The sequence below is a fragment of the Candidatus Enterococcus ikei genome (genome assembly GCF_017316105.1).
Classification (GTDB): Bacteria; Bacillota; Bacilli; order Lactobacillales; family Enterococcaceae; genus Enterococcus_L; species Enterococcus_L ikei.
The window spans coordinates 56,545-80,420 of record NZ_JAFLWD010000003.1; the positions used below are offsets into that span (position 1 = coordinate 56,545).

The 23,876-nt window shown below is 32.9% G+C and carries 26 protein-coding genes and 1 pseudogene; 23 read left to right on the forward strand and 4 right to left on the reverse strand.

All coding sequences use genetic code 11. From position 1 onward, the window contains the following. Window positions 1–8 precede the first annotated feature (8 nt). The 17 genes and pseudogenes from JZO69_RS01250 (at window position 9) to JZO69_RS01325 (ending at window position 15,005) form a co-directional block, all read left to right on the forward strand. The gene (locus JZO69_RS01250; RefSeq protein WP_207111098.1) at window positions 9–329 is read left to right on the forward strand and encodes a DUF960 family protein; all 321 of its coding nucleotides are present in this window, start codon (window positions 9–11) and stop codon (window positions 327–329) included. A gap of 48 nt (window positions 330–377) precedes the next feature. Beyond that, window positions 378–848 carry a JAB domain-containing protein gene (locus JZO69_RS01255; protein ID WP_207111099.1) on the forward strand — a complete coding sequence of 157 codons (471 nt, stop codon included), beginning with the start codon at window positions 378–380 and terminating at the stop codon, window positions 846–848. A 59-nt stretch (window positions 849–907) separates the two neighbouring features. Continuing rightward, window positions 908–1,219 carry a 4'-phosphopantetheinyl transferase gene (locus JZO69_RS01260; protein WP_207111100.1) on the forward strand — a complete coding sequence of 104 codons (312 nt, stop codon included), beginning with the start codon at window positions 908–910 and terminating at the stop codon, window positions 1,217–1,219. Window positions 1,220–1,386: 167 nt separating this feature from the next. Further along, window positions 1,387–1,932: a DUF1643 domain-containing protein gene (locus JZO69_RS01265; protein ID WP_207111101.1), complete on the forward strand. Its 546-nt coding sequence runs from the start codon at window positions 1,387–1,389 to the stop codon at window positions 1,930–1,932. A gap of 137 nt (window positions 1,933–2,069) precedes the next feature. After that, window positions 2,070–2,360 carry a Mor transcription activator family protein gene (locus JZO69_RS01270; protein WP_025871961.1) on the forward strand — a complete coding sequence of 97 codons (291 nt, stop codon included), beginning with the start codon at window positions 2,070–2,072 and terminating at the stop codon, window positions 2,358–2,360. Further along, window positions 2,360–2,668, forward strand: coding sequence for a hypothetical protein (locus JZO69_RS01275; RefSeq protein WP_207111102.1), 309 nt, complete (start codon window positions 2,360–2,362; stop codon window positions 2,666–2,668). The genes JZO69_RS01270 and JZO69_RS01275 overlap by 1 nt, the downstream gene beginning before the upstream one ends. A gap of 13 nt (window positions 2,669–2,681) precedes the next feature. Continuing rightward, window positions 2,682–3,116 carry a hypothetical protein gene (locus JZO69_RS01280; RefSeq protein ID WP_025871965.1) on the forward strand — a complete coding sequence of 145 codons (435 nt, stop codon included), beginning with the start codon at window positions 2,682–2,684 and terminating at the stop codon, window positions 3,114–3,116. A gap of 111 nt (window positions 3,117–3,227) precedes the next feature. Then, window positions 3,228–4,238, forward strand: a complete 1,011-nt coding sequence (locus JZO69_RS01285) for a DUF4767 domain-containing protein (RefSeq protein ID WP_207111103.1) — start codon at window positions 3,228–3,230, stop codon at window positions 4,236–4,238. Window positions 4,239–4,540: 302 nt separating this feature from the next. Then, on the forward strand, window positions 4,541–5,686 hold the full coding sequence (locus tag JZO69_RS01290; RefSeq protein WP_207111104.1) for a hypothetical protein: 1,146 nt from the start codon (window positions 4,541–4,543) through the stop codon (window positions 5,684–5,686). A 251-nt stretch (window positions 5,687–5,937) separates the two neighbouring features. Continuing rightward, complete coding sequence (locus tag JZO69_RS01295; RefSeq protein WP_207111105.1) at window positions 5,938–8,811, forward strand: DUF927 domain-containing protein; 2,874 nt, start codon at window positions 5,938–5,940, stop codon at window positions 8,809–8,811. A 334-nt stretch (window positions 8,812–9,145) separates the two neighbouring features. Further along, the gene (locus JZO69_RS01300) at window positions 9,146–9,685 is read left to right on the forward strand and encodes a hypothetical protein (RefSeq protein WP_207111106.1); all 540 of its coding nucleotides are present in this window, start codon (window positions 9,146–9,148) and stop codon (window positions 9,683–9,685) included. A 217-nt stretch (window positions 9,686–9,902) separates the two neighbouring features. Further along, window positions 9,903–10,463 (forward strand): recombinase family protein, encoded by a 561-nt coding sequence (locus JZO69_RS01305; protein ID WP_207111107.1) that lies wholly within the window; start codon window positions 9,903–9,905, stop codon window positions 10,461–10,463. An 18-nt stretch (window positions 10,464–10,481) separates the two neighbouring features. After that, window positions 10,482–10,676: pseudogene (locus JZO69_RS16720) on the forward strand (recombinase family protein); the annotation flags it as partial. 36 nt (window positions 10,677–10,712) lie between these two features. Next, window positions 10,713–11,309: a recombinase zinc ribbon domain-containing protein gene (locus JZO69_RS01310; protein WP_347401561.1), complete on the forward strand. Its 597-nt coding sequence runs from the start codon at window positions 10,713–10,715 to the stop codon at window positions 11,307–11,309. Next, window positions 11,293–12,933, forward strand: a complete 1,641-nt coding sequence (locus JZO69_RS01315; protein ID WP_207111109.1) for a recombinase family protein — start codon at window positions 11,293–11,295, stop codon at window positions 12,931–12,933. Before JZO69_RS01310 ends, JZO69_RS01315 begins: the two co-directional genes overlap by 17 nt. A gap of 198 nt (window positions 12,934–13,131) precedes the next feature. Next, window positions 13,132–14,187, forward strand: coding sequence for a DNA methyltransferase (locus JZO69_RS01320; protein WP_207111110.1), 1,056 nt, complete (start codon window positions 13,132–13,134; stop codon window positions 14,185–14,187). Further along, entirely contained in the window at window positions 14,187–15,005 is an 819-nt protein-coding gene (locus tag JZO69_RS01325) for a DNA-methyltransferase (protein ID WP_207111111.1), read from the forward strand. The genes JZO69_RS01320 and JZO69_RS01325 overlap by 1 nt, the downstream gene beginning before the upstream one ends. Window positions 15,006–15,053: 48 nt before the next feature. Here JZO69_RS01325 and JZO69_RS01330 read toward each other — a convergent pair whose 3' ends face one another. From JZO69_RS01330 to JZO69_RS01340, 3 genes are all read right to left on the reverse strand, one after another. Next, window positions 15,054–15,704, reverse strand: coding sequence for a hypothetical protein (locus JZO69_RS01330; RefSeq protein ID WP_207111112.1), 651 nt, complete (start codon window positions 15,702–15,704; stop codon window positions 15,054–15,056). Continuing rightward, window positions 15,691–17,391 carry a hypothetical protein gene (locus tag JZO69_RS01335; RefSeq protein ID WP_207111113.1) on the reverse strand — a complete coding sequence of 567 codons (1,701 nt, stop codon included), beginning with the start codon at window positions 17,389–17,391 and terminating at the stop codon, window positions 15,691–15,693. Before JZO69_RS01335 ends, JZO69_RS01330 begins: the two co-directional genes overlap by 14 nt. A 439-nt stretch (window positions 17,392–17,830) precedes the next feature. Further along, window positions 17,831–18,127, reverse strand: a complete 297-nt coding sequence (locus JZO69_RS01340) for a hypothetical protein (protein WP_207111114.1) — start codon at window positions 18,125–18,127, stop codon at window positions 17,831–17,833. Window positions 18,128–18,519: 392 nt separating this feature from the next. On the opposite strand from JZO69_RS01340, the gene JZO69_RS01345 reads away from it, so the two are divergent. Together JZO69_RS01345 and JZO69_RS01350 are read left to right on the forward strand one after the other, a co-directional pair. Further along, window positions 18,520–19,515 carry a hypothetical protein gene (locus JZO69_RS01345; protein ID WP_207111115.1) on the forward strand — a complete coding sequence of 332 codons (996 nt, stop codon included), beginning with the start codon at window positions 18,520–18,522 and terminating at the stop codon, window positions 19,513–19,515. Continuing rightward, window positions 19,508–19,699: a hypothetical protein gene (locus tag JZO69_RS01350; RefSeq protein ID WP_207111116.1), complete on the forward strand. Its 192-nt coding sequence runs from the start codon at window positions 19,508–19,510 to the stop codon at window positions 19,697–19,699. The genes JZO69_RS01345 and JZO69_RS01350 overlap by 8 nt, the downstream gene beginning before the upstream one ends. 250 nt (window positions 19,700–19,949) lie before the next feature. Here JZO69_RS01350 and JZO69_RS01355 read toward each other — a convergent pair whose 3' ends face one another. Beyond that, a complete protein-coding gene (locus JZO69_RS01355) occupies window positions 19,950–20,678 on the reverse strand; it encodes a DNA alkylation repair protein (protein ID WP_207111117.1) in 729 nt (242 codons plus the stop codon). 299 nt (window positions 20,679–20,977) lie between these two features. Between JZO69_RS01355 and JZO69_RS01360 the strand changes: the two genes are divergently transcribed. From JZO69_RS01360 to JZO69_RS01375, 4 genes are read left to right on the forward strand one after another with little or no spacing between them, the layout of a single operon-like run. Beyond that, entirely contained in the window at window positions 20,978–21,547 is a 570-nt protein-coding gene (locus tag JZO69_RS01360; protein WP_207111118.1) for a hypothetical protein, read from the forward strand. A 23-nt stretch (window positions 21,548–21,570) separates the two neighbouring features. After that, a complete protein-coding gene (locus tag JZO69_RS01365) occupies window positions 21,571–22,587 on the forward strand; it encodes a radical SAM protein (protein ID WP_207111119.1) in 1,017 nt (338 codons plus the stop codon). A gap of 4 nt (window positions 22,588–22,591) precedes the next feature. Next, window positions 22,592–23,071, forward strand: coding sequence for a hypothetical protein (locus JZO69_RS01370; RefSeq protein WP_207111120.1), 480 nt, complete (start codon window positions 22,592–22,594; stop codon window positions 23,069–23,071). Then, window positions 23,061–23,873 carry a beta/alpha barrel domain-containing protein gene (locus JZO69_RS01375; RefSeq protein WP_207111121.1) on the forward strand — a complete coding sequence of 271 codons (813 nt, stop codon included), beginning with the start codon at window positions 23,061–23,063 and terminating at the stop codon, window positions 23,871–23,873. The genes JZO69_RS01370 and JZO69_RS01375 overlap by 11 nt, the downstream gene beginning before the upstream one ends. The last annotated feature ends 3 nt before the right edge of the window (window positions 23,874–23,876 follow it).

A 23,876-nucleotide genomic window follows, 5' to 3' on the forward strand; every position in this document is an offset into this window, starting at 1 on the left:
GGAATAAAATGTTTGATAACAAAGAAAATCGTTACATCACGAAGGGAGTGAACGAACAAGTACCAAAAGAAATTCAATTATATTGCTGGAATTTGATTGACAAAAAAAGAAGTAAAACTGAAACAGAATTAGACTATTTAGAAATCTTTGAATTTAATCCAGATAATCAACGCCAAGCAATTGAAGTGATTCATCGACAAGAGCAACCATTTTTCATCGATTATCATACCTACACCATAAAGGGAAAGATGCCTGATTTCCAAATTGAAAAATTATGGGTAATTGATGATGGTAGTCATCAAACGATGTTATTACCAGAAGACTATTAGTTGGCATTTTTCTAAGAACCAACTACAACAATCAGTAAGGAGAAAGACATGAAAACAAATCAACCGAGAAAGCGTGTAGCTATCGTCAGTCTTGAACTAGTGAAAGAAGCCTCAACTTTTTACGCTGCTAGAACCTGTACTAACCCTCAAGCAGTCTATGAATTATTCGCCCCGTTTATTGAAACAAAAGATCGAGAACATTTGGTGGTCGCTGGTTTAAACGTAAAAAATGAACCAACAGCTATTCAAGTCGTTCATATAGGAACCATCAATCAGTCATTAGCTTTTCCTAGAGATATCTTAAAGATGGCGCTGTTGTCAAATAGCGTGTCTATTTGTGTCGGGCACAATCATCCTTCAGGTAGTGTGACCGCTTCATTAGCGGATATTGAATTTACTGCGAAGTTAGAAAAAGCCTGTCGAATACTTCAAATCAATTTACAAGATCATCTGATAATTGGTAGTGGAGGACAATATCTGTCTATGAAAGCAGAAGGTTATATAACCGATAGTAAGTAAAGAAGCCTTATGAGGGAAGCTCATAAGGTTATTCTTATACCATAGAAAGGAAAAAAAACATGTTAAATGAAGCAATGAACATTTTACAAAAACACACGCATCTTGTAACAGTAAAAGAGGAATGGAGCTATGAATCTGTCACACTGGAGAGAGAAGAACTAGACGAAACTACTCTTCCAGAAGGAGCCAAAAAACAATTACCAAAACTAGTAATGACTCATTTGTATTTATATGTAGATAATCAAGACAATGAATATGTTGTGTATTTTCTTACTGATGTTACGAGCCAAACCACATATATCAAAGGTTTGTTAAAGAATAATACACGACTCTATTCCAAACTTTTACCAATGAAGGATGGAGCTGAATGACCAAAGAGGAATTTTTAGAATTGATTTGTCACTGTATGATACAAATAGTAGAAGCAATAAGAGAGGGGCGAGAGTAAATGGGTTTATGGATTCGTTTAGCGTGTTTAGTCATTACGACAGTTATCACTGAATTAATTAACTATCATGGATAGAAAAAGGAGAAGAAAATGATTCAAAAACGAAAGATAACGATTCAATCTGAATCATGGTCGAATACAGAAGGGGATCATCGCTACTTATTAAAAAAAGTGTGGGATGATGGTCCCCTTGCAATGATCGTGACGATTCATCCGACGATGATTGACCCACTTGCATTAGATATGACCACGATGTTGATCCAAGAACAACTGCGTAAGCAGGAATTTTCAGGATTTTTAGCGGTGAATTTATTCTCCTCTACAAAAATCAAAGGGACAGCACAATCTTTAACTGGAGGTAGTGACGATCAAACCTTTGCGGTGATTGAAACGTGTCTAGCAGAGAAGCAATTAACTGAGATTATTATTGGTGTGGGTTCACTATTACGTACCAATGAGTTGGCTAAGAAACAATTAGAAACATTTTATGGCTTACTTTCAACGAAGCAGAAAAAACAAGTAAAAATTTTAGTGAATGATGAAGAACACCCAGCACATCCACTAGCGCCAAAAGTTCGACATGAATGGCGTTATATTAGCTATGCTCAATATCGAAAGAAAAATCCAATTGCCTAAAATTGTAATGAGACCATAAAAAAATAAAAGATTATACGTGTGGGAACGCTTGTTATTTTGCATGTAACGTTCATTATCATAAAAAACACAAGTGTGATATTTTTGAATTATTAAGAAGGTGTTGAGGGGGAGAGTAGATGAAAATTGATTTGGACTGCCTAGCAATCTCGTATCAAAGTGTTGCTGAATTTTTACAAGAGGAAGAGCTTAATCCTGATTTACTGGCAAAGTTTCATTATATGTTTAAGGGGCAACAAATTTCATATCCTATGAAGATGTACGACAAAGATAGGGTGGCAGAGAAAATTAAAAAAATGTACCAAGAAAATTTAGAATTAGACATTCGTGAGCTCACTGACCAATATGGTTTTTCAACACGATGGATTCAAAAAGTAATCAATGAAGCAATGAAGGAGTGTGTAGGTTGATGATTGGAATTATTGTTATAGGTGTACTTATTTTTGGAGGATACAAACTAGTTCAATGGGCAAAAGAGAACACTGAGCTAAATTTGTCAGGGAAAAATATTGCTATAGTCATAGGAATAGCTTTTTTGGCGTTGGTCAAGTGGGCGTATAGTTCAGGATCAACTACCAAATCAGTAAGTGGTACATGGCAAAAAACATATCAGTGTAAAAATTGTCATCGGCAAATAACAACCATGTATAATCCAAAGGAGACAGAGAAATCCCCTTGCAGTAGAGGTTATCAACATCGTTGGCAAAAAATAGATTAAGGAGAACTATGTTATGGGACTTTTGGGCGATTTCATGAGAGCAGCAGCGAAAGAAGTTGCAAACGAGCTGATGGAAATACAACAGAAAAACAACGAAAAACAAGTAGAACAAGAAAAAACAGAAGCGCAGTTAATGATGTCACAATTGAGTAGCGAAGAAATACTACAAGTTATTAATCGACCGCATATAAAAGATGACTATTTTGAAGCAGGAACGATGGAAATTGAACAACGGCTTGATGCACATGACCAATTAGTAGCGCAATATGGAGAAGAAATTGTTCGAGAAAAACAAAAATCATTTGAACAGCTATCTATTGAAGAACTAGAAAAAATACTTGAAAACCAACAAGAGTTTGAATCAGAGATCGTGTTATTTGCACAGTTTGAATTGGATAACCGTGATGTTATGCGTATGAAAAAAGAGAAACTACCTTGGGAAATATAGTCATTCGTATGGGTTGAGGAGTAAGTACCTATATATGTATGGTATACTTAACTAATCGATGACTGTATTGGAGAAAATACGGATAAAAAGATTTCATGGAGGGGAATGGAAATGAATCATTTAATTAGAAGTGGAATTGTTGGGCTAAGTTTGCTTATACTGCTAGGTGCTTGTTCAAAAGGAGAGCCTAATGGTTCAAAGTCTGCCAATAGTAATAGGAGTACTGTATTTGAGACAACTAAAGTAGATAAGAAAGAAACTTTACCGTCTTCAACTGAAACGAAAACAGAAGAAACAAAACAAAGCGATGATAAAAAAGTATCTTGGACAGAAAAGAATGCTTCTGATCTCCAACAATTTATGTCTAGTTGGGGAGATACAATGGGGCAAGAATATAAAGAATACAGCAAAGAAAACAATGTGAACTTTTATGGGCTGTCAATTCCATCAGGTCTTTTAGAAAACAAAATGCGTCCTAAGATAAACAATGAATTTGTCGAAATGAGTTGGTTACAATCGAGCCAAAAGGAAGGTAGCTACACTATACTTACGGTTTATTCTGACATAGAGACGACACCATCGGTTGGAGGTCATTGTTATCTATTTACTATGTATCAAAATAGACCTGTGGTTTTAGTGACAATGCAAAACCAAGGAAATACAGAAAATACAATTGTCTTTAAAGAGACGGATAATCAAGAACTAAAGAATGGATTTAACCAAATTATTGAGGGAACTTATGTACCTCAGCAAAATCAATCAGAAGAACAGGTAAATAATCAGAATTTAGATGAAGCTACCCTTAAAACAATCGAATTTTTAAAAGGAACGTATTATAAAGGGGCAAAAGGTGATCCAGTATTTACTATTGATGATATGTATTATACTGATTTGGTAATGAATAAAAAGTATAAGATCGCGTCTATTACTTCAACAGAAGAAGATCATACTGTTTATACTATTGCATGGGATACCGCTGATTTTGAACAACGATACGGAGCTGGAAGTGTAGGTCCAGGGCCTCAACCTTTTATTTATAAACTTGTGATTGGAATACAAGGAAATGGTTTTGCACTTGTGGACATGAGCGGACAGTCATATACTCAAACACATATGGAGTAAATTCTTTGTTCCTAGTCGTATTCGAAAGTTAGTAAGTTTGTTTTAGATTATATGGACAGCATGTTTAGAAAAGCTGGGATTTTTGGGAATAGAACTAAATCACTGAATAGACAAGAAAGATAAATAACTTACGAATCCCATGTTCCCAAAAGCTAGTTGGGAACATGGGATTCTTTTGTCATAAAATTTCTTGAAAACATATATAGCAAAAGGATATTTTGGGTATTCCCAAATTTCCCAAAAAATAAAATTAACTACTAAAGACAATTGAAATATATTATTATAGTAGTGAGGTGAAAAAAATGAACATCTATGACTATGAAAACAGGACATTAAACCCTTTATTTTTAGGAGGAACATACGAGCAAAAAATTAAACAAAATAAACCCAAAGAAACCTATGTACAAAGTATCAATTTACTTTTACTAAGTATAAACAGACTGAAAGAAGACTATGGAAAAGCAATTAAAAGCCTGTTACCAAATTTCCAAAAGATCACTGAGAATGTTGAATGTGATGAAGAATTGGGATATCAAAAATGGATAAAAAAGAAACTGGCGGTAAAAACGAAATTTGATAGTGAAGGGATTTCTATAGCCCACAAAGAAAATGACTTAAATCCGCTAGAAAACTTATTAATCATTTTCATTTTTCAAAACTTTCCAAAAGGTCCGAAGCGTTATAAAAAGCAATTGAAAAAATTTGCCCTCTCACCTATGGAGAGTGCAAAAGAATTAGTTTCAGGCATAAGAACGAAAACCAAACAAATTAATTCAGAATATACATCACTTGTTACACAATACGGAGTGAACTACATATACTGCTATATGGGCATGCAGGTACTTTTCCTCAGTGCATATAATGAAGAATTTTATAAGTTAATGGTAGAACTATTTCAAAATAATCTTAACGAACGACTTGAGTTATACAAAAAACAAGAGAAACTAGACAAGTGTACGGATGAAGAGGTATTGAAAAAATTTATGAAGGATACTTATACAAATGGTTCTTCTTTCTATGAATTTGAGGTGTACAAGCCTTTTATTGATTCAATAAGAAGTACTGATGCTAAAAAGTTCACCCCGAGGAATCCATATTTTACGGATGAAACAGGTAAAGCAGTACCTGAAACCTATACTGTTTTATTCAATAGAGATACAAAGTGGTGGCTACGTGACTATCTAATTATAAAAGAGTTCATTACAGACGAAAAAATAAGTCTTCAATCAATTGACCAGTATGAGTTATTTGTTCTGTTGGATACTATAGTTGCAGAAGTATTTTTTCCTGGGATGGAAATATTGTCTGATCGCTACTTTACTGAACAACATGAATTTAGACAAACCATTTATGGAGTAAATCACTATTTAACATCGGGTTATGGTCGACTCTCGCTTTTATTAACCTGTTCGGATAATAGTAAATATGGAGAGGACTATTGGTTTTAAAAAATCACTAAATGGAGAAGAGACAGAAGTTTACTGTCTCTTTTTTTGTTGCCTTTATCATAAAATTCAGAGAATGAATACTCATATTACAGTTTTTTTAGTAGAAAAGGGGTAATTTTTAGCGAAAGTTGCTGCTTTTTTACTACGTTTTTTCTTTCTCGAAATCATCGTAAGATAAGAATGTAATTACAACAAACAAAACAAAAGGATTTACCGGTGAATCCAATATTAAATTATTGGAGGAAAAAACAATGCTAAAAAAAGAAAAAATTGTATTAACGAACGCAAACGAAGAAGTTACAAAAGAAGTATTTGACAAAAAGCTTTGGCCAGAGATGAAAAAGACTGCAAATTACTTTCGTGAGAAGGGGGTTACACACTTGAATTTGCGCTGTTTTAGTGTGAAACCAACGAAAACAATCGTTCTATCTATTGAAGAGAGTGATCAGCTAGCAATGTATAACTGGATAGTAAGCAATAAGCTTTGGAATCAAACGATTCATACAACAATGAATCCAATCAAAATGGAGTCCGTTGGGAAGTCGTCCATTGGTGCGAGTGATATTGAAAGCTTTCAACGTCTACTCATAGATGTCGACACCGAGCGGCCAAAAGGAACGAGTGCAAACGATCAAATGCTTGTTGCTGCTAATGAGGTAATGAAGAATATTGTTAAACTATTACAAAAATTTGGTATTAAAAATTATCTCCTTGCACATTCTGGTAATGGGAAGCATGTGATTCTTGAAGGGGATTTCGACAACTATCCTAAAGAATTTCCAAAACAGCTAATACAAGCAATTGGATTTACCAGTGATACCGAACAAGCCAAAGTGGACCAAGTCACTTTTGACTCTCCAAGAGTGACAAAACAGTATGGCTGTATGGCGAGAAAGGGAGAAGCTTCTGAAGTGGTTCCTCATCGACAAAGTTACATTGAAGAGATTTGCGAAGATAAGCAACCAAATGATCTTTCACAATTATATAAATGGGCAACTTCTGTTTTAGCAGAAAAAAATGCTAGTAGCACAAAAAATGAATCCAAAACCATAACAGAAACAAAGAATAAGTGGGTAAAAGCGGATGCTAAAAAATGGGCTGCCCACTATAAACTACCTTATAAAGTAAAACAGGGTGAGAAACCTGACATAGAAATATTGGTTTTTGATAACTGTCCCATGAAGGAGCACACCAATAGTACTGCTGGTTTCTCCCTTATTCAGAGTGGTGAATTTGTTCAGGCAAAATGTCTTCATGAAAGCCATTCTGATATGACAATATGGGATTTTACGAAGAAATATCCATTACCATCTGAAGCGAAGATAGTCCCTAAAGCAGTAGAACATGAAGCCTTGTTAAATGGCCAACAATACGATTTCTTTCCTTTTCTACTAAGTAATGACGGTCTGACATGGAAAAAAGAAGAGAAAAAAATAACGATTGCTTCTGCGATTTACATTAGCAGTATCCGGAAATCTTTGGAAACAGGACTAGTTGAGTATGAAATTAAGTATAAAAGTAATGGCTACTGGGAAGAAAAATGGGTAAGTGGCGACTTTCTTCAAGTTGGAATGCTGAAAAAAATGTCACGATTTGGGCTTGAAAGCAAAGCAAATTTTGAGCCACAGGTTATTGATTTCTTAGTCACTCAAAAACAAACAGTTCCAGTTCATTACTTGCATAGCACTATCGGCTGGAGATTTCAGCCTGAGTCAGAGCCGGTATTTCATTTATATAAAGCTTTTGGAAATAAAGCTGATACAAGAGATAGCCATTTAGCAGAAGGTGATGGAGGTTCCTTTGATCTGAAACCGATTGGAAAATATGAAGTATGGTTGGGAATGGTAAAGAATGAAGTAGTGGGGACGTATATGGAAATGATGCTGGCTGTTGGCTTTGCCAGTACGGTTTTCGCTTATTTGAAGGGCACAAATTACCCTGATTTAACAGCTCCAGTTATTAATTTGTCCAATAAAACGTCAACAGGTAAGTCAACGGCACAACTTTTTGGAGTGTCCATGTTTGCCTCGCCATCAAGCGCAATGGATTCGATGAATGCGACGTTAAACAGTATTATTGCAACGCTATCGGACAATCATGGAGTCCCTTATGCACTAGATGAATTAGCCGCCAATACTACTATGGATATTACTCAGCTTGTTTATATTGTTAGTACAGGAAAGGATAGAAAACGCATGACTCAGAAGGGAAAGTTGCGTACCCGGAAAACGTTCTCAACGATAGTGATCCTAAGTTCGGAAAACCCTCTTTCGGTTTTTATGAAAAATGAAACAGGCATTCGGCCTAGACTAATAGACTTTCATGGAAAGATTTGGACCAAAAACGCCACATCAGCCGAACGGATCAAAGAAGTATCAACGTACAATCATGGTCAAGCCGCCAATAAATTTATTGAACAGCTATTTAGAGAAGGGCATGAGCTTATTATTGATGTATTTGAACAGGAGAAAGCGCTGATATTACAAGAACTACCCGAAAGTGCAGTCAAAGGGAGAGTAGCCAATAACTATGCCTTAATTACCACAGCAGCTCAGATGGTTATTAAGTTGCTCGACATCCCATTACGTTATGATTTTATCAAAGATGAATTAATAGCTATCGAAAAAAGTGCTATCGAGAACCAAGAACTTGAAGAGCAAAGTATTGAAGAAAAAGTGTTGGAATGGGCTGTATCTAATGGACATCATTTTGTACAATTTTCGAATGCAAAAAAGACAACCCTAAACCCATATGGCTATACCCAACTGAAGGCAGAATTTGTCCAAGTAAATATCTTGAAAAATAAATTTGAAGAAATTGTAAAAGTGTTGGCAAAAGTCGAAAACCCAAAACGGGTGATTAAAGAGTTGATTGAAAAAAAAGTCATTTTTAAAGAAGGGGATAGAAGTCAAAAAAGGATTAGCGTGAAAAATAAGCGACTTTCGACTTATGAATTACACTTAGATTTAGAGTATAGTCCTTATTTTAGCTATTCTTTACCGAGAGGAGCGACACAAGCACCAGAGACTCATTGTGAGGAGGAGCAAGTAGAAACGCCTAATCAGACTGTTGAACAACCGATGACTGACCAAATGGAAGTTGATGACGTTGATTTAGAATTTTAGTAAGACTAAAGCTATAAAAAAGAATCTGGAGCTACTCGTTTTACTAGTAAGCTCCAGTCTAAGAAAAGGAGATAACTGACCAATGAAAAAAACTATAAAAAACGCAACAACTATACAATTTTTGTGTGTGGAATTATGGCACGTAAATTTTTACTACAAGAGACCTACTCAAAGCAGTAGAATTACCGCTAACAGATGATGAATTGAATTTTTAAGAATACAAACGGTTTCGAAAAGAAATCAGAGTTAGAAATAAGGGTCAAATTCTGTACGACCTCACAAATTAGCATGGAATAAAAAAAACAATTAAACGAATAGAAAGAAGGAATTTTAGATGAAGAATAGAAATGAAGAAGTAGTATTTTATAATCGAGATACATTTATTGATATACAAGGAACTAGTGGAATTAATCATTTTGCACATTACAGTGAAATTATAAATGTAGATTTTGTTAAAGGGAGAAATAGAATTGGCCAAATCGTTTCCTTGATCATTCTTACATTAAAAGTAACAGAGCCTTCAGGTGCTTCGGGTGAGTATAATCTTGATCATGTGATTGAAGTTAATCACAAAGAAGACGGAGTATTTTGGTGCTTTAAAAAGGCATTGAGTGCATCAAAGGTTCCTGAGCTGAATCGTTTAGGGGAATTGTTACCAAAGAAGATATACCAAACGTGGCAACAATATGCGAGCTCTTCAGAAAATGGTTTTGATTATTTTGAAGATGAGAAGCTAAGCCCATTATTCAACCAGCTAAAGAAAGTTTTATTGCATAAACAAGCGTTAATTAGTGCTCGATCAGTCTACGACAGCATTTCACATCAACAAGTATTTTTCGTAGAAGAACTGGAATTTTGTAAGTGGTACAGTTAAAAAAAAGCTGACCATTAAATCAGAAGAAAAACAAGGAGGAAAGAACCATGAATGATAATCTGACCATTTTTTCCAAGCAATTAGCTTGTTCTTTATTACCCTATATATACCATCATGATCCGGAAATTGATGAAAAAGATAACAATCAATGATTTTTTAACTATGAGAAAGCATACCTGCAAAATACGGTATGTTTTCTTATTAAGGAGTGATTATGGTGAACGTTTATTCGTATGCTCGAACTTCTGTAGATGATGGAAGGAAAGTAAGCGTTGATGCGCAATTAACAAAAATTGAAACGTATGCATCTAAACAGGAAGATAGTATCCCCTTTGTCTACGTCGATAAAGGATTTTCAGGTGGGACAGAAAACAGACCTGATTTCCAGCGATTAAAAGAAACGATTGTACAAAATAATTCAGTAGGAATTCTTTATGTTTGGCGGTATGATCGAATCGCAAGAAATACAAAAAATCTTTTAGAGTTTATTGAATTTTGTGAGCATCATCATGTTCAAGTTCATTCAGTTACAGAACCTTTGCCAAATGGTGTAGGAACGAGTATTGCCACACAAAAAATGTTTGTACAATTCTTAGGAATTTTGGGAGAAATGCAGCGAAATGTGACCATTGAGAATATAAATGCAACATTAGCTTATAAAAAAGCAAAGAAGCAATATTTAGGTTCGTCTGTTCCAATAGGTTACTTATTAGAAAATGGAAACGTCAGTAAAAATTCAGAGACAGCGCCAATGATCAAACGGATATTTGAGTTATAAGCGACTGAAAAATATGGCTATAAGAGCCTTGTGAAACAGTTAAGCAAAGAAGGCTATCTGTACAAAGGGAAGCCGTTAGCTATCCATCGTATTCCTGTTATTTTAGAGAATTCTCTTTATTATGGGTGGATCAAAGGCGGTAATTTAGGCGGTTATTATGGAAATTTCCAACCGATTATTTCTGAATCATTGTTTCATAAAGTACAAGAAATACGGGAACAACGACATTGTAAGAAAAAGAATGGACGAGTGTATCCTTTACGACAGAAAATTAGTTGTCCTTATTGTGGTTGGTTTCTTAGTCCGAAAAAGGTAAGCAATAAACAAACAGGCAAAGAACACCATTATTATCATTGTGCGAATCGGCAATGTGAAGGAGTAACTGTTTCTGCGTCTAAGATAGAATCTCAAGTCATGAAGCAAATTAAAGTGTTTTTAAGCAAAAAAGAGTTGTTAGAAGGGCTAACGACAGCGATTCAAGAAGAGTTAATGAGTGTTCAACACAACAACCAACAACACAAGAGAAAAATTGACCAACAACGAACGAACTTATTCGAAGCTTTTGAGAAAGATCAACTATCTACCAATGAGTTTAAAAAGCAACTGAAACAATTGAATAAGAATAACGCACGAGATCCAAATCCAAAGCTGTCCGAAGTCATTTGCCAACAGAGATTAGCTGTATTACTACAGCTAACGCAACAGCCCATAAAAGACGTATTATGGGTTCAACTAAAAGAAATTCGATTAACAAAGAAGAAAAACATCACTGAAATTTACTTAAAAAATATCAATCAAAATATTTTACAGTGGGAAGGAAGCAATCAGAATGGAAAAACCAATTAAGAAAAAACGTCTGGCTTTGTATTTGCGTGTTAGCACGAACGAACAAGCGCAAGAGGGGTATAGTATTCGAGCTCAGGAACAAAATGGACGAGACTATGCTAAACGAATGGGGTATGAGGTAACAGAGATTTATGCGGATGAAGGGGAAAGTGGTAAAAGCACAAAGAACCGTTTGGCGTATCAACGAATGATGGAGGATGTACAAGCAAAAAAATTTGATCTGTTAGTCATTTGGAAACTAAGCCGACTTGGACGAAATATGTTGGATCTTTTAAAAACAGTAGACGTGCTTTTAGAACACAATGCCGGTTTGTACTCTATCTCAGAACAATTTGACGTAACGACCTCTAGTGGGAAGTTGATGTTACAACTTCTTGGCAGCTTTAGTGAATTTGAACGAAATCAAATTTCAGAAAATGTTCAAATGGCCATGATCTCATTGGTACGAGATCAAAAGCGCTATGCAGGGGGACGAAGGCTTGGTTATGTTAGTGGTGTTGATAATGATGGAAAAAAACAATTACTCATTGAATCCAAAGAAGCGGAACTAGTTCAGTTGATTTATTCAAAATACTTGAGTGGGCAAGGGTATCGTTCAATTGCGAATGAATTAAATAAAAGAGGCTATCAAACAGTGAAAGGCAATTCTTTTTCAACCACTGCCATTAAAGATATTTTGCATAATAAAATCTATGCTGGGTACTTAGAATATGCCCGTTACGTTGATTGGGATACGAAACGAAGAAAGGGGAAAAATCCCCACCCGATTATTGTAAAAGGAGACCACGAACCAATTATTGATGAACATACCTATCAGGCGGTTCAGGAGCGTTTAGACTTTGAGAGCAGACACCCCAATTGGAATCATGCAGGTGAAAATGTATTGACGGGATTGCTTCGATGTCCAGAATGTGGAGCACCAATGGCAGCAAGTAATGTGACTAATACACTAAAGGATGGGACCAAAAAACGTATTCGGTATTATTCCTGTTCTCAATTTCGAAATAAAGGAGCGAGTGTATGTCATGCGAATTCAATCCGAGCAGATCAAGCGGAACAGTTTGTGGCTGAAAGGTTGAAGGAAATCGTTCAACACCCACAAATCATAAAAGAAGTCATTCAAGCACTTAATCAGGAAATGGAGGAGCAGCGCCTCCCATTGTCGGAAGAGCTAAAGGTTATACAGGCTAAAAAACAAGAAACAATCGCAAAAATTGAGAAATTGACGTTATTGTTAGAAGAAAACCCAGAATTGTTAGACTCGTTAAAAGAACGTTTAGAAGAACTGCATACATTACGACGAGAAAAACAGATTCGAGAAAATGAACTCTTAACCATTTTAAGTTATCAAGGCAAGAAAATAGAGGTGGGCAACGTGACTAACATTGTGAATGGCATTGATAAACTGGTAAGCAATCAAGAAAAGCAACAGATAAAACAGCTATACCGAACGTTTATTCAAAAGATTACTTTTACACCAGATACTAAAGAGCACTTACAATTGACGATGTATTTTGACCAATCCATCATTGATCAGCTTAACAAGCACTATAGAGAAACCGTATCCCATTCAGAGGATACGGTTCTTTTTGTCTTAACAACACCCTTTCGATTCACTGTATAGGCGATGATGAATCGCATCAAATGTGATCGTCCTCTTAACAATCCCCTAGCGGTTCATAATCGCTAGGGGAACTGTTAGGGAGGTGCGTAACAAAAAGATGTATAAAATAGAGGTTTTACAATAATTAATAAAGCTATGCTATAATGTAAACTGCGCTCATAGAGATTAAGGAAGAATTCAAGAGAAGGGGTTATGAGAATGAATAAACTAATTGCAATTGATGAGATTTGTAATAATTTTGAAATAAGTAGAGAAAATCTAAATTCTATAATAAAAGAAACTAGGATAGAAATTTTTAATGTAGCTGACGAAGAATTTATACTTGAAGAGGATGCTTTGAGATTATACTTAGACACGGTAGATAAAGAAATAGGAGAACAAGAAGAAAAGGAACCAGGGAAATATGATAAGCGTAACAAATTAAATGACCTTACAGGCAAAGAATGGATGCCTGAAACGAAAAGTTTTTGGTTTCAGAAAGGACTTGGGAAAAAACATCCACATGCCCAGATAGAAAAACAACATCCAGCTCCATTCTCTTTTCAAGATATTTCAAGGTTGATTAAATTTTTTACAAAAAAAGGTGATGTTGTACTGGATCCTTTTTCAGGGGTAGGTTCTACTTTAAAAGCTGCAGCTATTAACAATAGAAAAGGAATAGGGATTGAATTATCTCCAAAATGGTCAGAACTATCTGAAGAAAGATTAGAATTTGAAGTAGGAGAAGGTGTATCGAAGCAACATAAGATAATTACTGGTGACTCAAGAAAAATCTTAAAAGGATTAAATAGAGACTCAGTTGATTTCATTGTTACTAGTCCACCGTACTGGGCAATTTTAAATAAGAAAGCCGACCATAAAGTAAAAAAGGAAAGAATAGCTAATGATTTAGCGACAAATTATTCTGATAACAAAAATGATCTAGGAAATGTCGAGTCGTATGATGAATTTTTAGATATAATGACAAATGATATATTTCAAGAAGCTGGAAAAATATTGAAACCTGATAAATATATTGCTATTATAGTTTCTGATTTTAGACATATGAGCAAATTTATTAGTTTTCATAGTGATTTAATTCAAAAATTAGATAAACTCTATCTAGATGAAAGGTATGAATTTAGCCTGCAGGGAGTTAAAGTTTTATTACAAAATCATAAATCGCTATTGCCTTATGGCTATCCTTTTGCTTATGTTGAAAATATTCATCACCAATACATCTTATTATTTAGAAAGACAAAGGTGGACAAATAATGAGTTTTACATTTAATAAAGCTTATATGGGAGATAGTAGTATAATAATGTCTGATTTGATTAAAGAAAAAATAAAGTTTGATTTAATATTAACAGATCCTCCATATAACCTAAGTAAAGACTTTGGAAATGATAGTGATTCATTAAGTATAGATGAATTTTTAAGCATTAATCGTTCGAGAATAGAGCAATGTCATAAGCTATTAGAAAGAGAAGGAAGCTTGTTGTGGTTTGGTATCCATAAATATATTGGTTTTTTACAAGTAATGATGTATGAAGAGAAAATGTATTATAGGGGTATGAATATATGGAATTATGATAATGGTTTCTCCAGAAGCAAAAAGGTTCCAGCCACTCAGTATGAACCGTTTTTGTGGTTTTCTAATTCACCAAAGAAATGGACGTACAATGCTGATGATGTTAGAGTGCCGTATAAGAGTATTGAAAGATTGAAAACTCCAGTTTATTACAAAGATAAGAATGGTAATAAAAAGGAATGGAGACCAAATCCTAAGGGTGCCCTTCGAGGAGATATTTGGCAGTTTCCTACTCTAGCTGGAAAAAAATTTGCTAAAGAAAGGACAGAACATCCAACTCAAAAACCAGAAAGTCTTATAACTGAGATAATCAAAGCTTACTGTCCTAAAAATAAGGATGGAAAGTATGAGGGGACGATATTGGATCCTTTTCATGGATCAGGAACGTTGGGGGTTTGTTGCGAGAAGTTAAACAAAGAAGGTCACTTTATAAGATGGATAGGTATTGAGCTGGAAAAAAAATGGATTGATATTACGGAAGATAGATTAAACAAAGTTTAAAAAAACACTAGTAGTTGTATTAAGTTACAACTACTAGTGTTTTTTTGTTTACTTTATAGGTGATAGAAATCCTGATAAAATTTGTATATTAACATTTTTTTTCTTAAGGGAAGTAGTTAGTGTGTCTAATTTATTATTGGTAGTGTCTAAGTAAAAGTCACTTGAACTAATATCAAAAGGTAAACCCGTCCAATAATAGCAAGCAAGAGCTACTACTGAAATTGTATTAATGCGAATATCAATTACTTTTGAAATGTCATTTACAACATTCCAGTAGTCTGTCCTATTATTAGGGTAAGCCCAGCAAAATACAACAGGGATGATATTATTTATTGTTGTATCGTATCGATTACAATAAACTGCAACATCATCTAATAAATTTCTTGGAGCGTCAAGCATTGCTGTTGAAGGGATTTCAATCTCTACAAGTACAGTTTTATCACTATCTATCAACTTGATTATGGCGTCGTATCTTTCATTATTATCACCAACTCTACTAAAATTAATATCGTAATTTAATTTATTCAAAAGTAATTTTATTAATTGTTCTTTTTTTCCTATCTTAAGAGTAATATCTTCAAATGAATTAATTAAATTAAGTATTTTTTCATCTAAAGGCAAGTCGTTCTCAAGTAATTGCTCAAGAGCTTCTACCAAGTCGGTTGAGCTATTTGATTTTTTAGGTTTAAATATTTTCAAAGTAAAGGACCCCCTGAGCATTGTCTAAACTCTCAAGTAAATAAGTTTTCTTATTTTCGATGCAGTTTAGTGCTGTATTTAAAAGTGTTTTTATATCAAGTAAAGTAATGTTGATATTATATGTTTCTTTTATATCATTAATTAATCTAAAAACATCAGAACGGTCATTGGGAATATTGAAACCTACAACCATCGAAGTCATACTGTATGTTGTCTGATAATGTTTTCTAGACAATAAAATAATTTTGTTTTCCAATGCTTGACGAACTGATTTTGTAGAAAGCATGAGTTCTTCAGTAGGGGACTTGACTTCAACAGGGACAGAGTGTGTGGAACTGTCGATAATAACATCAAATCGTTCATTATTAACTCCGGCTTGTGGTAGTCGTGCATTTATATCAAATATTATTGATAATAAATCAGCAATTAGTGGATAAAAATCTTTTTGTTTCATAGTTTCAATCGTTTTTAATAACAGTACAACAGAATTATTAACATTTTTATCACAATCAATCAAAGCTTTTGCTAATAGCTCCTCACTATTATTTTTGGATTGTTGCTCGGTATATATCGGATTTTTCACTTTAAATTTATCTATATTTGGAGTGTAAATTTCAGAGATATCACCTAGACTAAAATTTAGTATGCCACTTGTATTTTTAATATTTGATTCGGGAAAATATCTATTTAATTCTTCTAATGATAAAACCTGAAAAGGATTAAAAAAAATATTATCTGTTTTGAAACAACTTTCAATTTCAGCACGCTCAGGTTCTAACTTAATTAATTCTTCAGATACTTCAAAATTAGAATCTTTCAAAAAGTTAGTAAATCCCCACTTACATAGTGCTGATATTTGTGTAGAATTTTTATCTTTTAAATCCTTATAAGTTATATAAACTTTCTGCTGCATTCTACTTAGTACGCTAATTCCTTCTTCAGTTAATTTTAGGTATTCTAAGTTTTTTTTATCATTTTTTAGAACATATCTTGTATACCAATTGCTGTGTTTTAACTCAGAAATAATTATACGAGTATAGTTTTTCATAGTATTTATAGAAATTGAATTGTTAAGTTTAGAGATTTTCGATAACTCATCTTCTATATAGTGATTATTTTTTCTAATTTGATTGATAACGTCTATAGATTCATTGATTTCTTCTTTATCGAAACTATTGTTCATATTTAAAGGGCCTACAATAATTTCATCTCTTCGAATTATACCATCTAGTCTCTCACTAAATTCAAGAATTGAAAAAAAAGGAGCGGAGATGTTAGTAAACTTTACGTTGACATTATTGTTTGGAAAATTGATTCCTAAAAATGATTGATTTACTATATCAATGGTATTATTTTCTGCTATAGCAACATGGTAACCCAACAAAGTGAACTTAAAGGACAATGAAGAGTTTTCACTAGAAATAATCCATCCAAGTAACCTATATATCTCAGCATACATTTTTGCTTGATTATAAAGGGGATTTCTACTAGTATCTTTAATAGAGTAAGATCTTTTTAATGCTTCTTCTCCTATATAACCTTTAGAAGAAGCCATTCGAGTTGAAGTCATGATATCTGCCATATTATTTAAATCAAAAGTATCAAAGTCAGATAATTGTGAGAATAATGTTTTAAATATCTTTACCAATTGGTTTATGTCTGATCCAGGATTAGCAAAACGAATCATATTACAAAACTCCTTTTTAAGTAACAATAACATAGTTTTTTTTTTTTGTAAATAATATCATTCATTTGAGTTTGCTCCAAATGTTTAAAACTAGTATAGTGAATTGTTATACTGTCATTAAAAAGATGTTTCGTTTGTTTGAAAACAGCATATTTAGTTACTGATAGAGTTGGATTCTTAATGGGAAATGAGGGAATTGAAATATCATTCATTCGTAATCCGCAGAAGAACAACATGTATTAAAGAAGCCATATGCTAACAGAAAACAACCATAGTCTGAATAAGGGATATAATTAAGTCTTAATGATCTTATAAAATATTATTAATTCAAAAAACGATTAAAAGCAGCTGTTCTCATTGCTGGGATAGTCTAATTCTAATCGTTTTTCAATATTTTAATAATTTAGATTTTAACTTTTAACTATTATTAAAATGTTAACTAGTGATTATCTAAATATCCAACTCTACCATGTTCCCAATCAGATTTAAGGAAATTGAAGATTTGTTCAACATAACGATCATCCGAAGCTGCCTTTTCTCCGATATAACCATTACCGGCATCGAAAGTTTCATAACGAAATTGCAGATTCTCTATGTCTTTGGATCCAATAGTTCTAGATACAAATACTTCACCATCTTTACTTACCCGAATTTGACTGTGTTGCGTGTCATCTGTAGAAGTGATTAGTTCTTTAACCTGTGGCAGTGTTAGGATATCAATATTAAAGGATAACATAAGCAAAACTCCTATCGTAATTTTAGTGTTCAATACTATTCTAAATTATTTACATTGAATAAATCAAATATACTTACTAGAGCTTCGAAAAAATCGCAAAACGAAAAAGATACGCAGAATATTATCGCAAGCGAATTTGTACTATGGAGACCGTTTTTCTGGTAGGAATGCTAGCTATTTAGTTATTTGTAATATAGAAGAAATTTTATATTTATAAACATATACGAGAGGACGACCATTATCTTCAAAAAAGGTATGAGGACCAAAGTTAATAGATATATTTTTTCTAAGCTACTTGACAAGTTTTGTTAGGTAGTTTTTTTGTATTTGTCCAAAAAGTATCTTTTTATACATGATATAATATATCTATATCAAAGATAAGGAGAATAGGAATGAATGATTTTGAAATTGTTTTACCTATAGATCAAATGACTACAATTGATGTAACTGATAAAAATTTATATAATTATGATTTCTCTTCTTTTTCATTGGCTCCCCTTCAAGAAACAGCAGGAATATTTCTGAATAATAATATTAAGCAGAGTATCTTTAGGAATATATCTGAAGCTAAATTAATGTCTGAACTTATTGGAAATAGGAAAATAGAATATGTTGCAAACTTGTCAGATTACACTAAAGAAAAATTAAAAACAGGTGAGTGGGAGTTTGGTATAAGGAAAAAAACTGGCGAAACATACGCTGTGATCAAAGATGCAGTGACAGGCAAAAATCAAAATTTTGTTACACTTGACCAACGGACTGTTCAAGGTTTAGGTAATCTGCCAGAGTTATCAGCAATACAAGGACAGTTAGCTGTAATTACTGAGAAAATTGAGGATTTAAATAAACTGGTAGAGCGTGTTGAACAAGGGCAATACAATGATAGGTACGCTGGTTTTTTTAGTGCGCGTCAATTTACGATTGAGGGATTATCTGCTAAAAATGATAAGTTAAGGCAAGAATTATTGATAGAAGCTATAAAAATAAGCAACAGTACAATAGCTAAGTTAATGTTTTCAATACATTTAGATGCTAACAGTTTTATAGATTTGAAGACAAAAACAAAAGAAGCAAAAAGAATCGAAAACATTTTACAAAATTCAATTGGCTATCTAAATTCAGCTGTTCAGTTGAATCTTATTGCATACACTGCATTAGGTGAAGAAAATTCATTATTAGCGACGTTGGCTAATTATCAATCTTTTATTGAGCAGATTTTGTTAAAAGAAATTGATAACAGTGGTAGAAGTATAGCTTGGCTTATGGATAATGCGCATAAAGGTTATGATGGAAGATTCAATGAGATATCATTAGATATCACGAATAAAATTACCGACTTAATTAGAGGTATAAAAAATAATCAAATTGAGGGAGAAAGTCATGAATGAATCGAAATTAAGAATATGTAAGTTTCCTAGCTGTAAGAAAGAAACTTACTCTAAAAAAACTCTATTTTGTGGAGAGCATGAGCGTTTATATAAAGAGTTCAAAAAGAATACGAAAATTGTAAGTGGTATGGCTGGTACGGCTGTATTAGTTTTTATCGCAAAAAATATAGCTAAAAAATTTTAGAGGATATCTTATGACTACAGAAGTTTATCAGATGAAGAAGTCAATAGATATCATAGGATTTCGCAAATATCATTCACTTGTGATACGCAGAACCGTATCATAAATAGGGATATTTTAGAAGAATTTGAAAGTATGATGTATTACGTTAAATTATAATTAGACATCATTATATAAAAAAAATAATAGTGCAGAATAAGGGGCATAAGTATCTTGGTTAACAAGGATACCTACGCCGTTTATTTTGCATGCTTTAATTGGTTGATAATGCTTCTTGCCCCATTTTGGATTTACTAGAAATAAGACGACTTCTACCTTCAACACGTATCAACAATTCAAGTTCTTTCAAAGCATCTTTTGCAATCCAAATTTTATTCTTGTCTCCAGAAAGTAGCAGCTCATTAGCCACTGTAATACTTGCTTCTTTTGCTTGCTCATCAATTTTTCCTAATTCTCTTAAAGCCCATGAAATTGACTTTTTTATTAATAATCTATCGTCATCAGAATTATTTGAAATAAATGTTAAATAGTTTTTGACTTCATTTAATGATATAGCCGAATGAGTGGACATAGATGCAATAAGTGTAAATGCAGCACGTTTATAGTACAGTCTGCTATCTGTTATCCAAGAAGAAATATAGTAGTCGAAGTCTTTGGAATTAATGAGTACTGATTTACAAAAAAGATCACATAGATCCCAAGATTCAATTTTATTCATGTACCAATTTATTTCTTGTTTTGAATAATTTAATTTTGTCATTAGTAAAGTACCAATTATCTTAGCTTCGTGATAACCAGTGACCCAAAAGGCTTTTACTGTTTCCTTTGTTCGCAATTCTTTTGGTATTTTACGCGCAATTTTTCTTAATTCAGGAGTAGGAACACCAATAGTGCTTTCCAGAGGAATCCCCATTCTGATAACATTTTGTTTATACTTTTCTGATGAAATTGCCTTTAATTCATTGATAGTACTATTTATCATTTTATACACTCCTTTTATATATATTGTAACATATGGGAAATAAAAAAAAAGATTTAATGTTTAAAAGGATTTTTATTTATTATTTAGTGTAAGGCATAATTGAGGCGTATGTTTTTAATTAAATCTATTTTATGATGAGGTCACTAGGCAGCCAAGTAGGAGGAGGTGATTGTAGTATGTGGAAGAAAATTATGAAAAAAAATAATTGTAAATCAGGTTGGCAATCTGCGGTGTAATTTTTTGATGAAGAGCATGGTCATGAACATGCTCTAAATTTTAGATAATGGAGGAAAGAATAAATGAGGGACTCCTTTGATGAGGCTTTGCTTGAAGAAGCAATTGCTGTTGGTTTGAAGTCAGCTATTAATTTTCTTAATCAAAATAAAAAATCAAACTTTGAAAAGCATAATATTGAGAGCATTAAGTATATTTCCCAAAGATATAGAGAGATCAAGCAATATATTGCTATTGGATATGGTGATAATAAACTAAGATGCTCGTTATATGCCGAAGAGGATAATGCATCATTATTTTGTTTTTGTCAGAAGGGTAGCAGTATTGAAAATTTAATGTATCTCAAATCTCCTAAATTGAACATAATATATTCAAGGTTTCATCACGCATATGAGATATACAAGAAAAATTGCATACAATCTAATCAAGGAGAAGCTATTAGAAGAATCAACATTTTTTCGGAACTCTATATCAATGAACAAGAAATTTCTCCTGAAAAATCATATATTGGAGACAAATATGATTGGTTAGCTGATAAGTACCACATAAATAAAAGAACCATTTATAAGGATTTGGATAAAGTATATGCCGGTCTTGCTTCTATCTATTTTGGGCAGCTTATCTTATCAAGCTAGAAAGGAATTGTTGAGAAAATTTTATGAAATCAAATCGGATTTATTTTGAACTAACTGAAGCGTGTAATTTAAGATGCAAACATTGTTTTAATAATGGAAATAATTATAGAAATCTATATTTACCTATTAAAGATTTAATTTTATTTCGTGAAAAAGCTAAATCAGCTTTTGGAACAGATAGTGTTCTTACCGGTGGAGAGCCTCTTTTGTATCCGGAAATCAAATTACTCATTGAAAAATTCTCTAAAGATGGAAAAGTTTTGATTACAACAAATGGCACATTATTGAAAGATGAAGACTATATAGAAATGCTAACTTATAGTAAAGATGTTTTTTTTCAATTTAGTTTTGATGGGGCTCAAGAAGAAAGTTTTGATAAAATGCGTGGAAAAGGTGTTTTTCAAAAGGTGTATAGGAGAATTGTGAATCTTTGTAAAAAAGGTTTTGGTGAGCAAATAGGTTTTTCTATGGTAATAACAAAACACAACATTCACGAAGTGCATTCCTTGATAAAGATGGCAAAGATTTTGGGTGTTAGCTCAATACATTTTCCAACATTGATACATGAAGGGAATTGTATCAAAAACATTGATATTGTACCAAATGTTGAGGAACTAAATAGTATTGAGAATGAGCTAATTAATATGATGGCTGATGAGGAAGAGATTTATATTTCTTCTAACACTGTGAATAATTTAGTATCAACTATAAATAATAATTTCAGTAGTTGCATTGATAATCCTACTTTAAAAATTTCCCCTAATGGAAATATAATGGCATGTCCTGTCATGTGGAAAAGTAAAGATAGACTTGCATCAATATACGACCTGGATTGTGTAACGAAAGTTATTGAAAAGTTAACTACTTTGAAACAAAAAACTATAATTCCAGAAGAGTCAATCTACTATAGTAAAAATTTACCAATAAATATTTGTGAATTTTGTAATTTGAAAAATGACTATGATGAAGAGGCGATAAATTATAGATGTAAGAACTTGTGTTTTCATTTAAATAATATAAAAAAAGAGTTAGGAGAATAAAATTATGAACGAATACTTGTTACAAACATTTTTAGCTAACCGTGCACTAACTTATGATATTTTGGACTCATTACCTGAATCAGAGTTGAATCGACTTTGGAAGAGACCTGGTCTAAACACATATTCTAAGCATTTTTTAGAGATGGCGAGTGTTTTAGAAGCTTATTCAAATGCTTTTGCTACAAAAGTGATGGATTTTTCAGAAGTATCAGAAAAATTCGAAGAAAGTGAAAATTATAGTAAACAACAGTTAAAAGAAAAACTAATGAAATCTGATGAAGTACTCAAGAAAATATGCATATCTGATCAAGTAGGAGAAGAAATTTTTTGGTTTGATATGAATATTCCTGCTGAAATTCATTTTGTTAATATTATTTCTCATGAAGTTTTCCATCAAGGGATGATGGTTATGGATATGTATCAAAATAGTATTGATATTCCGTTAAGTGTAGCAGAAAGCTGGTCACTACCAGTTGAAAAGTAGTGAAAGAAAAGAAATTCTTGGATTCCCAATATCTAATCCAATAGTAATCTCTTCAAATAACTTTAGTGATAGCTTAGATAAAATACTAAAAATGTTTGATTATGGAGCACAAATTGTTGTGACAAAGACAATCTGTAACGAGGAAAGTTTATCAGGGAAAATAGTAAAAAAAGATCTAAGCCTATTTAATACAACTATGTATTCACAAAAAACTTTTGATCAATGGTTGTCTATTATTTCGAAATTAGTGAGATTGGAAAAAAACATTGTTCCCAGTATATTTGCAAGGAACGAGAAAGAAATAGTTTATATGGCTAAATCAATTGAAGCTTTAGGGGTTTCTGCGATAGAGCTAGGAGGCGTATGCCCCAATGATACAGGTAGTTCCTCTATTCATGAACTAGCCAGCGCTATAATTAATGAAACTAATCTTAAGTTATCTGTAAAACTTACTGCTGATCAAAACTATTTAGAACAAGTCAGTAGTTTAAGTGAAAAGGGAATTTCAACAATTTGCATAAGTGATGCATTTAAAGCAAGCTCTATTGTTAACGGTAAAATCGAAGAGGTGGGTTACTCTGGGGCTTCGATAAAGCCAATTGTTTTGCATGCTATAAATGAAATTCGGCAAAATGGATATAATGGTGAAATCATTGGAGTTGGGGGAGTCTTGAAGAATTCAGATATAGAAGATTATTTGGCAGTTGGTGCAAATGCAACAGGTCTATGTTCTTCATTATACTTTTATGGACTTAAAAGCATCCAAAGCCTTTCTCAATATAAATATGATTACTGGAGGTAGAAG

Excerpts from the sequence above, each read along its gene's own strand:
- JZO69_RS01265 (WP_207111101.1), top strand. The coding sequence starts at position 1,387 with ATGATTCAAAAACGAAAGATAACGATTCAATCTGAATCATGGTCGAAT.
- JZO69_RS01285 (WP_207111103.1), top strand. The coding sequence starts at position 3,228 with ATGAATCATTTAATTAGAAGTGGAATTGTTGGGCTAAGTTTGCTTATA.
- JZO69_RS01300 (WP_207111106.1), top strand. The coding sequence starts at position 9,146 with ATGAAGAATAGAAATGAAGAAGTAGTATTTTATAATCGAGATACATTT.
- JZO69_RS01315 (WP_207111109.1), top strand. The coding sequence starts at position 11,293 with ATGGAAAAACCAATTAAGAAAAAACGTCTGGCTTTGTATTTGCGTGTT.
- JZO69_RS01275 (WP_207111102.1), top strand. The coding sequence starts at position 2,360 with ATGATTGGAATTATTGTTATAGGTGTACTTATTTTTGGAGGATACAAA.
- JZO69_RS01345 (WP_207111115.1), top strand. The coding sequence starts at position 18,520 with ATGAATGATTTTGAAATTGTTTTACCTATAGATCAAATGACTACAATT.
- JZO69_RS01350 (WP_207111116.1), top strand. The coding sequence starts at position 19,508 with ATGAATGAATCGAAATTAAGAATATGTAAGTTTCCTAGCTGTAAGAAA.
- JZO69_RS01290 (WP_207111104.1), top strand. The coding sequence starts at position 4,541 with ATGAACATCTATGACTATGAAAACAGGACATTAAACCCTTTATTTTTA.
- JZO69_RS01295 (WP_207111105.1), top strand. The coding sequence starts at position 5,938 with ATGCTAAAAAAAGAAAAAATTGTATTAACGAACGCAAACGAAGAAGTT.
- JZO69_RS01355 (WP_207111117.1), bottom strand. The coding sequence starts at position 20,678 with ATGATAAATAGTACTATCAATGAATTAAAGGCAATTTCATCAGAAAAG.
- JZO69_RS01255 (WP_207111099.1), top strand. The coding sequence starts at position 378 with ATGAAAACAAATCAACCGAGAAAGCGTGTAGCTATCGTCAGTCTTGAA.
- JZO69_RS01370 (WP_207111120.1), top strand. The coding sequence starts at position 22,592 with ATGAACGAATACTTGTTACAAACATTTTTAGCTAACCGTGCACTAACT.
- JZO69_RS01280 (WP_025871965.1), top strand. The coding sequence starts at position 2,682 with ATGGGACTTTTGGGCGATTTCATGAGAGCAGCAGCGAAAGAAGTTGCA.
- JZO69_RS01325 (WP_207111111.1), top strand. The coding sequence starts at position 14,187 with ATGAGTTTTACATTTAATAAAGCTTATATGGGAGATAGTAGTATAATA.
- JZO69_RS01250 (WP_207111098.1), top strand. The coding sequence starts at position 9 with ATGTTTGATAACAAAGAAAATCGTTACATCACGAAGGGAGTGAACGAA.
- JZO69_RS01260 (WP_207111100.1), top strand. The coding sequence starts at position 908 with ATGTTAAATGAAGCAATGAACATTTTACAAAAACACACGCATCTTGTA.
- JZO69_RS01320 (WP_207111110.1), top strand. The coding sequence starts at position 13,132 with ATGAATAAACTAATTGCAATTGATGAGATTTGTAATAATTTTGAAATA.
- JZO69_RS01335 (WP_207111113.1), bottom strand. The coding sequence starts at position 17,391 with ATGATTCGTTTTGCTAATCCTGGATCAGACATAAACCAATTGGTAAAG.
- JZO69_RS01360 (WP_207111118.1), top strand. The coding sequence starts at position 20,978 with ATGAGGGACTCCTTTGATGAGGCTTTGCTTGAAGAAGCAATTGCTGTT.
- JZO69_RS01340 (WP_207111114.1), bottom strand. The coding sequence starts at position 18,127 with ATGTTATCCTTTAATATTGATATCCTAACACTGCCACAGGTTAAAGAA.
- JZO69_RS01365 (WP_207111119.1), top strand. The coding sequence starts at position 21,571 with ATGAAATCAAATCGGATTTATTTTGAACTAACTGAAGCGTGTAATTTA.
- JZO69_RS01270 (WP_025871961.1), top strand. The coding sequence starts at position 2,070 with ATGAAAATTGATTTGGACTGCCTAGCAATCTCGTATCAAAGTGTTGCT.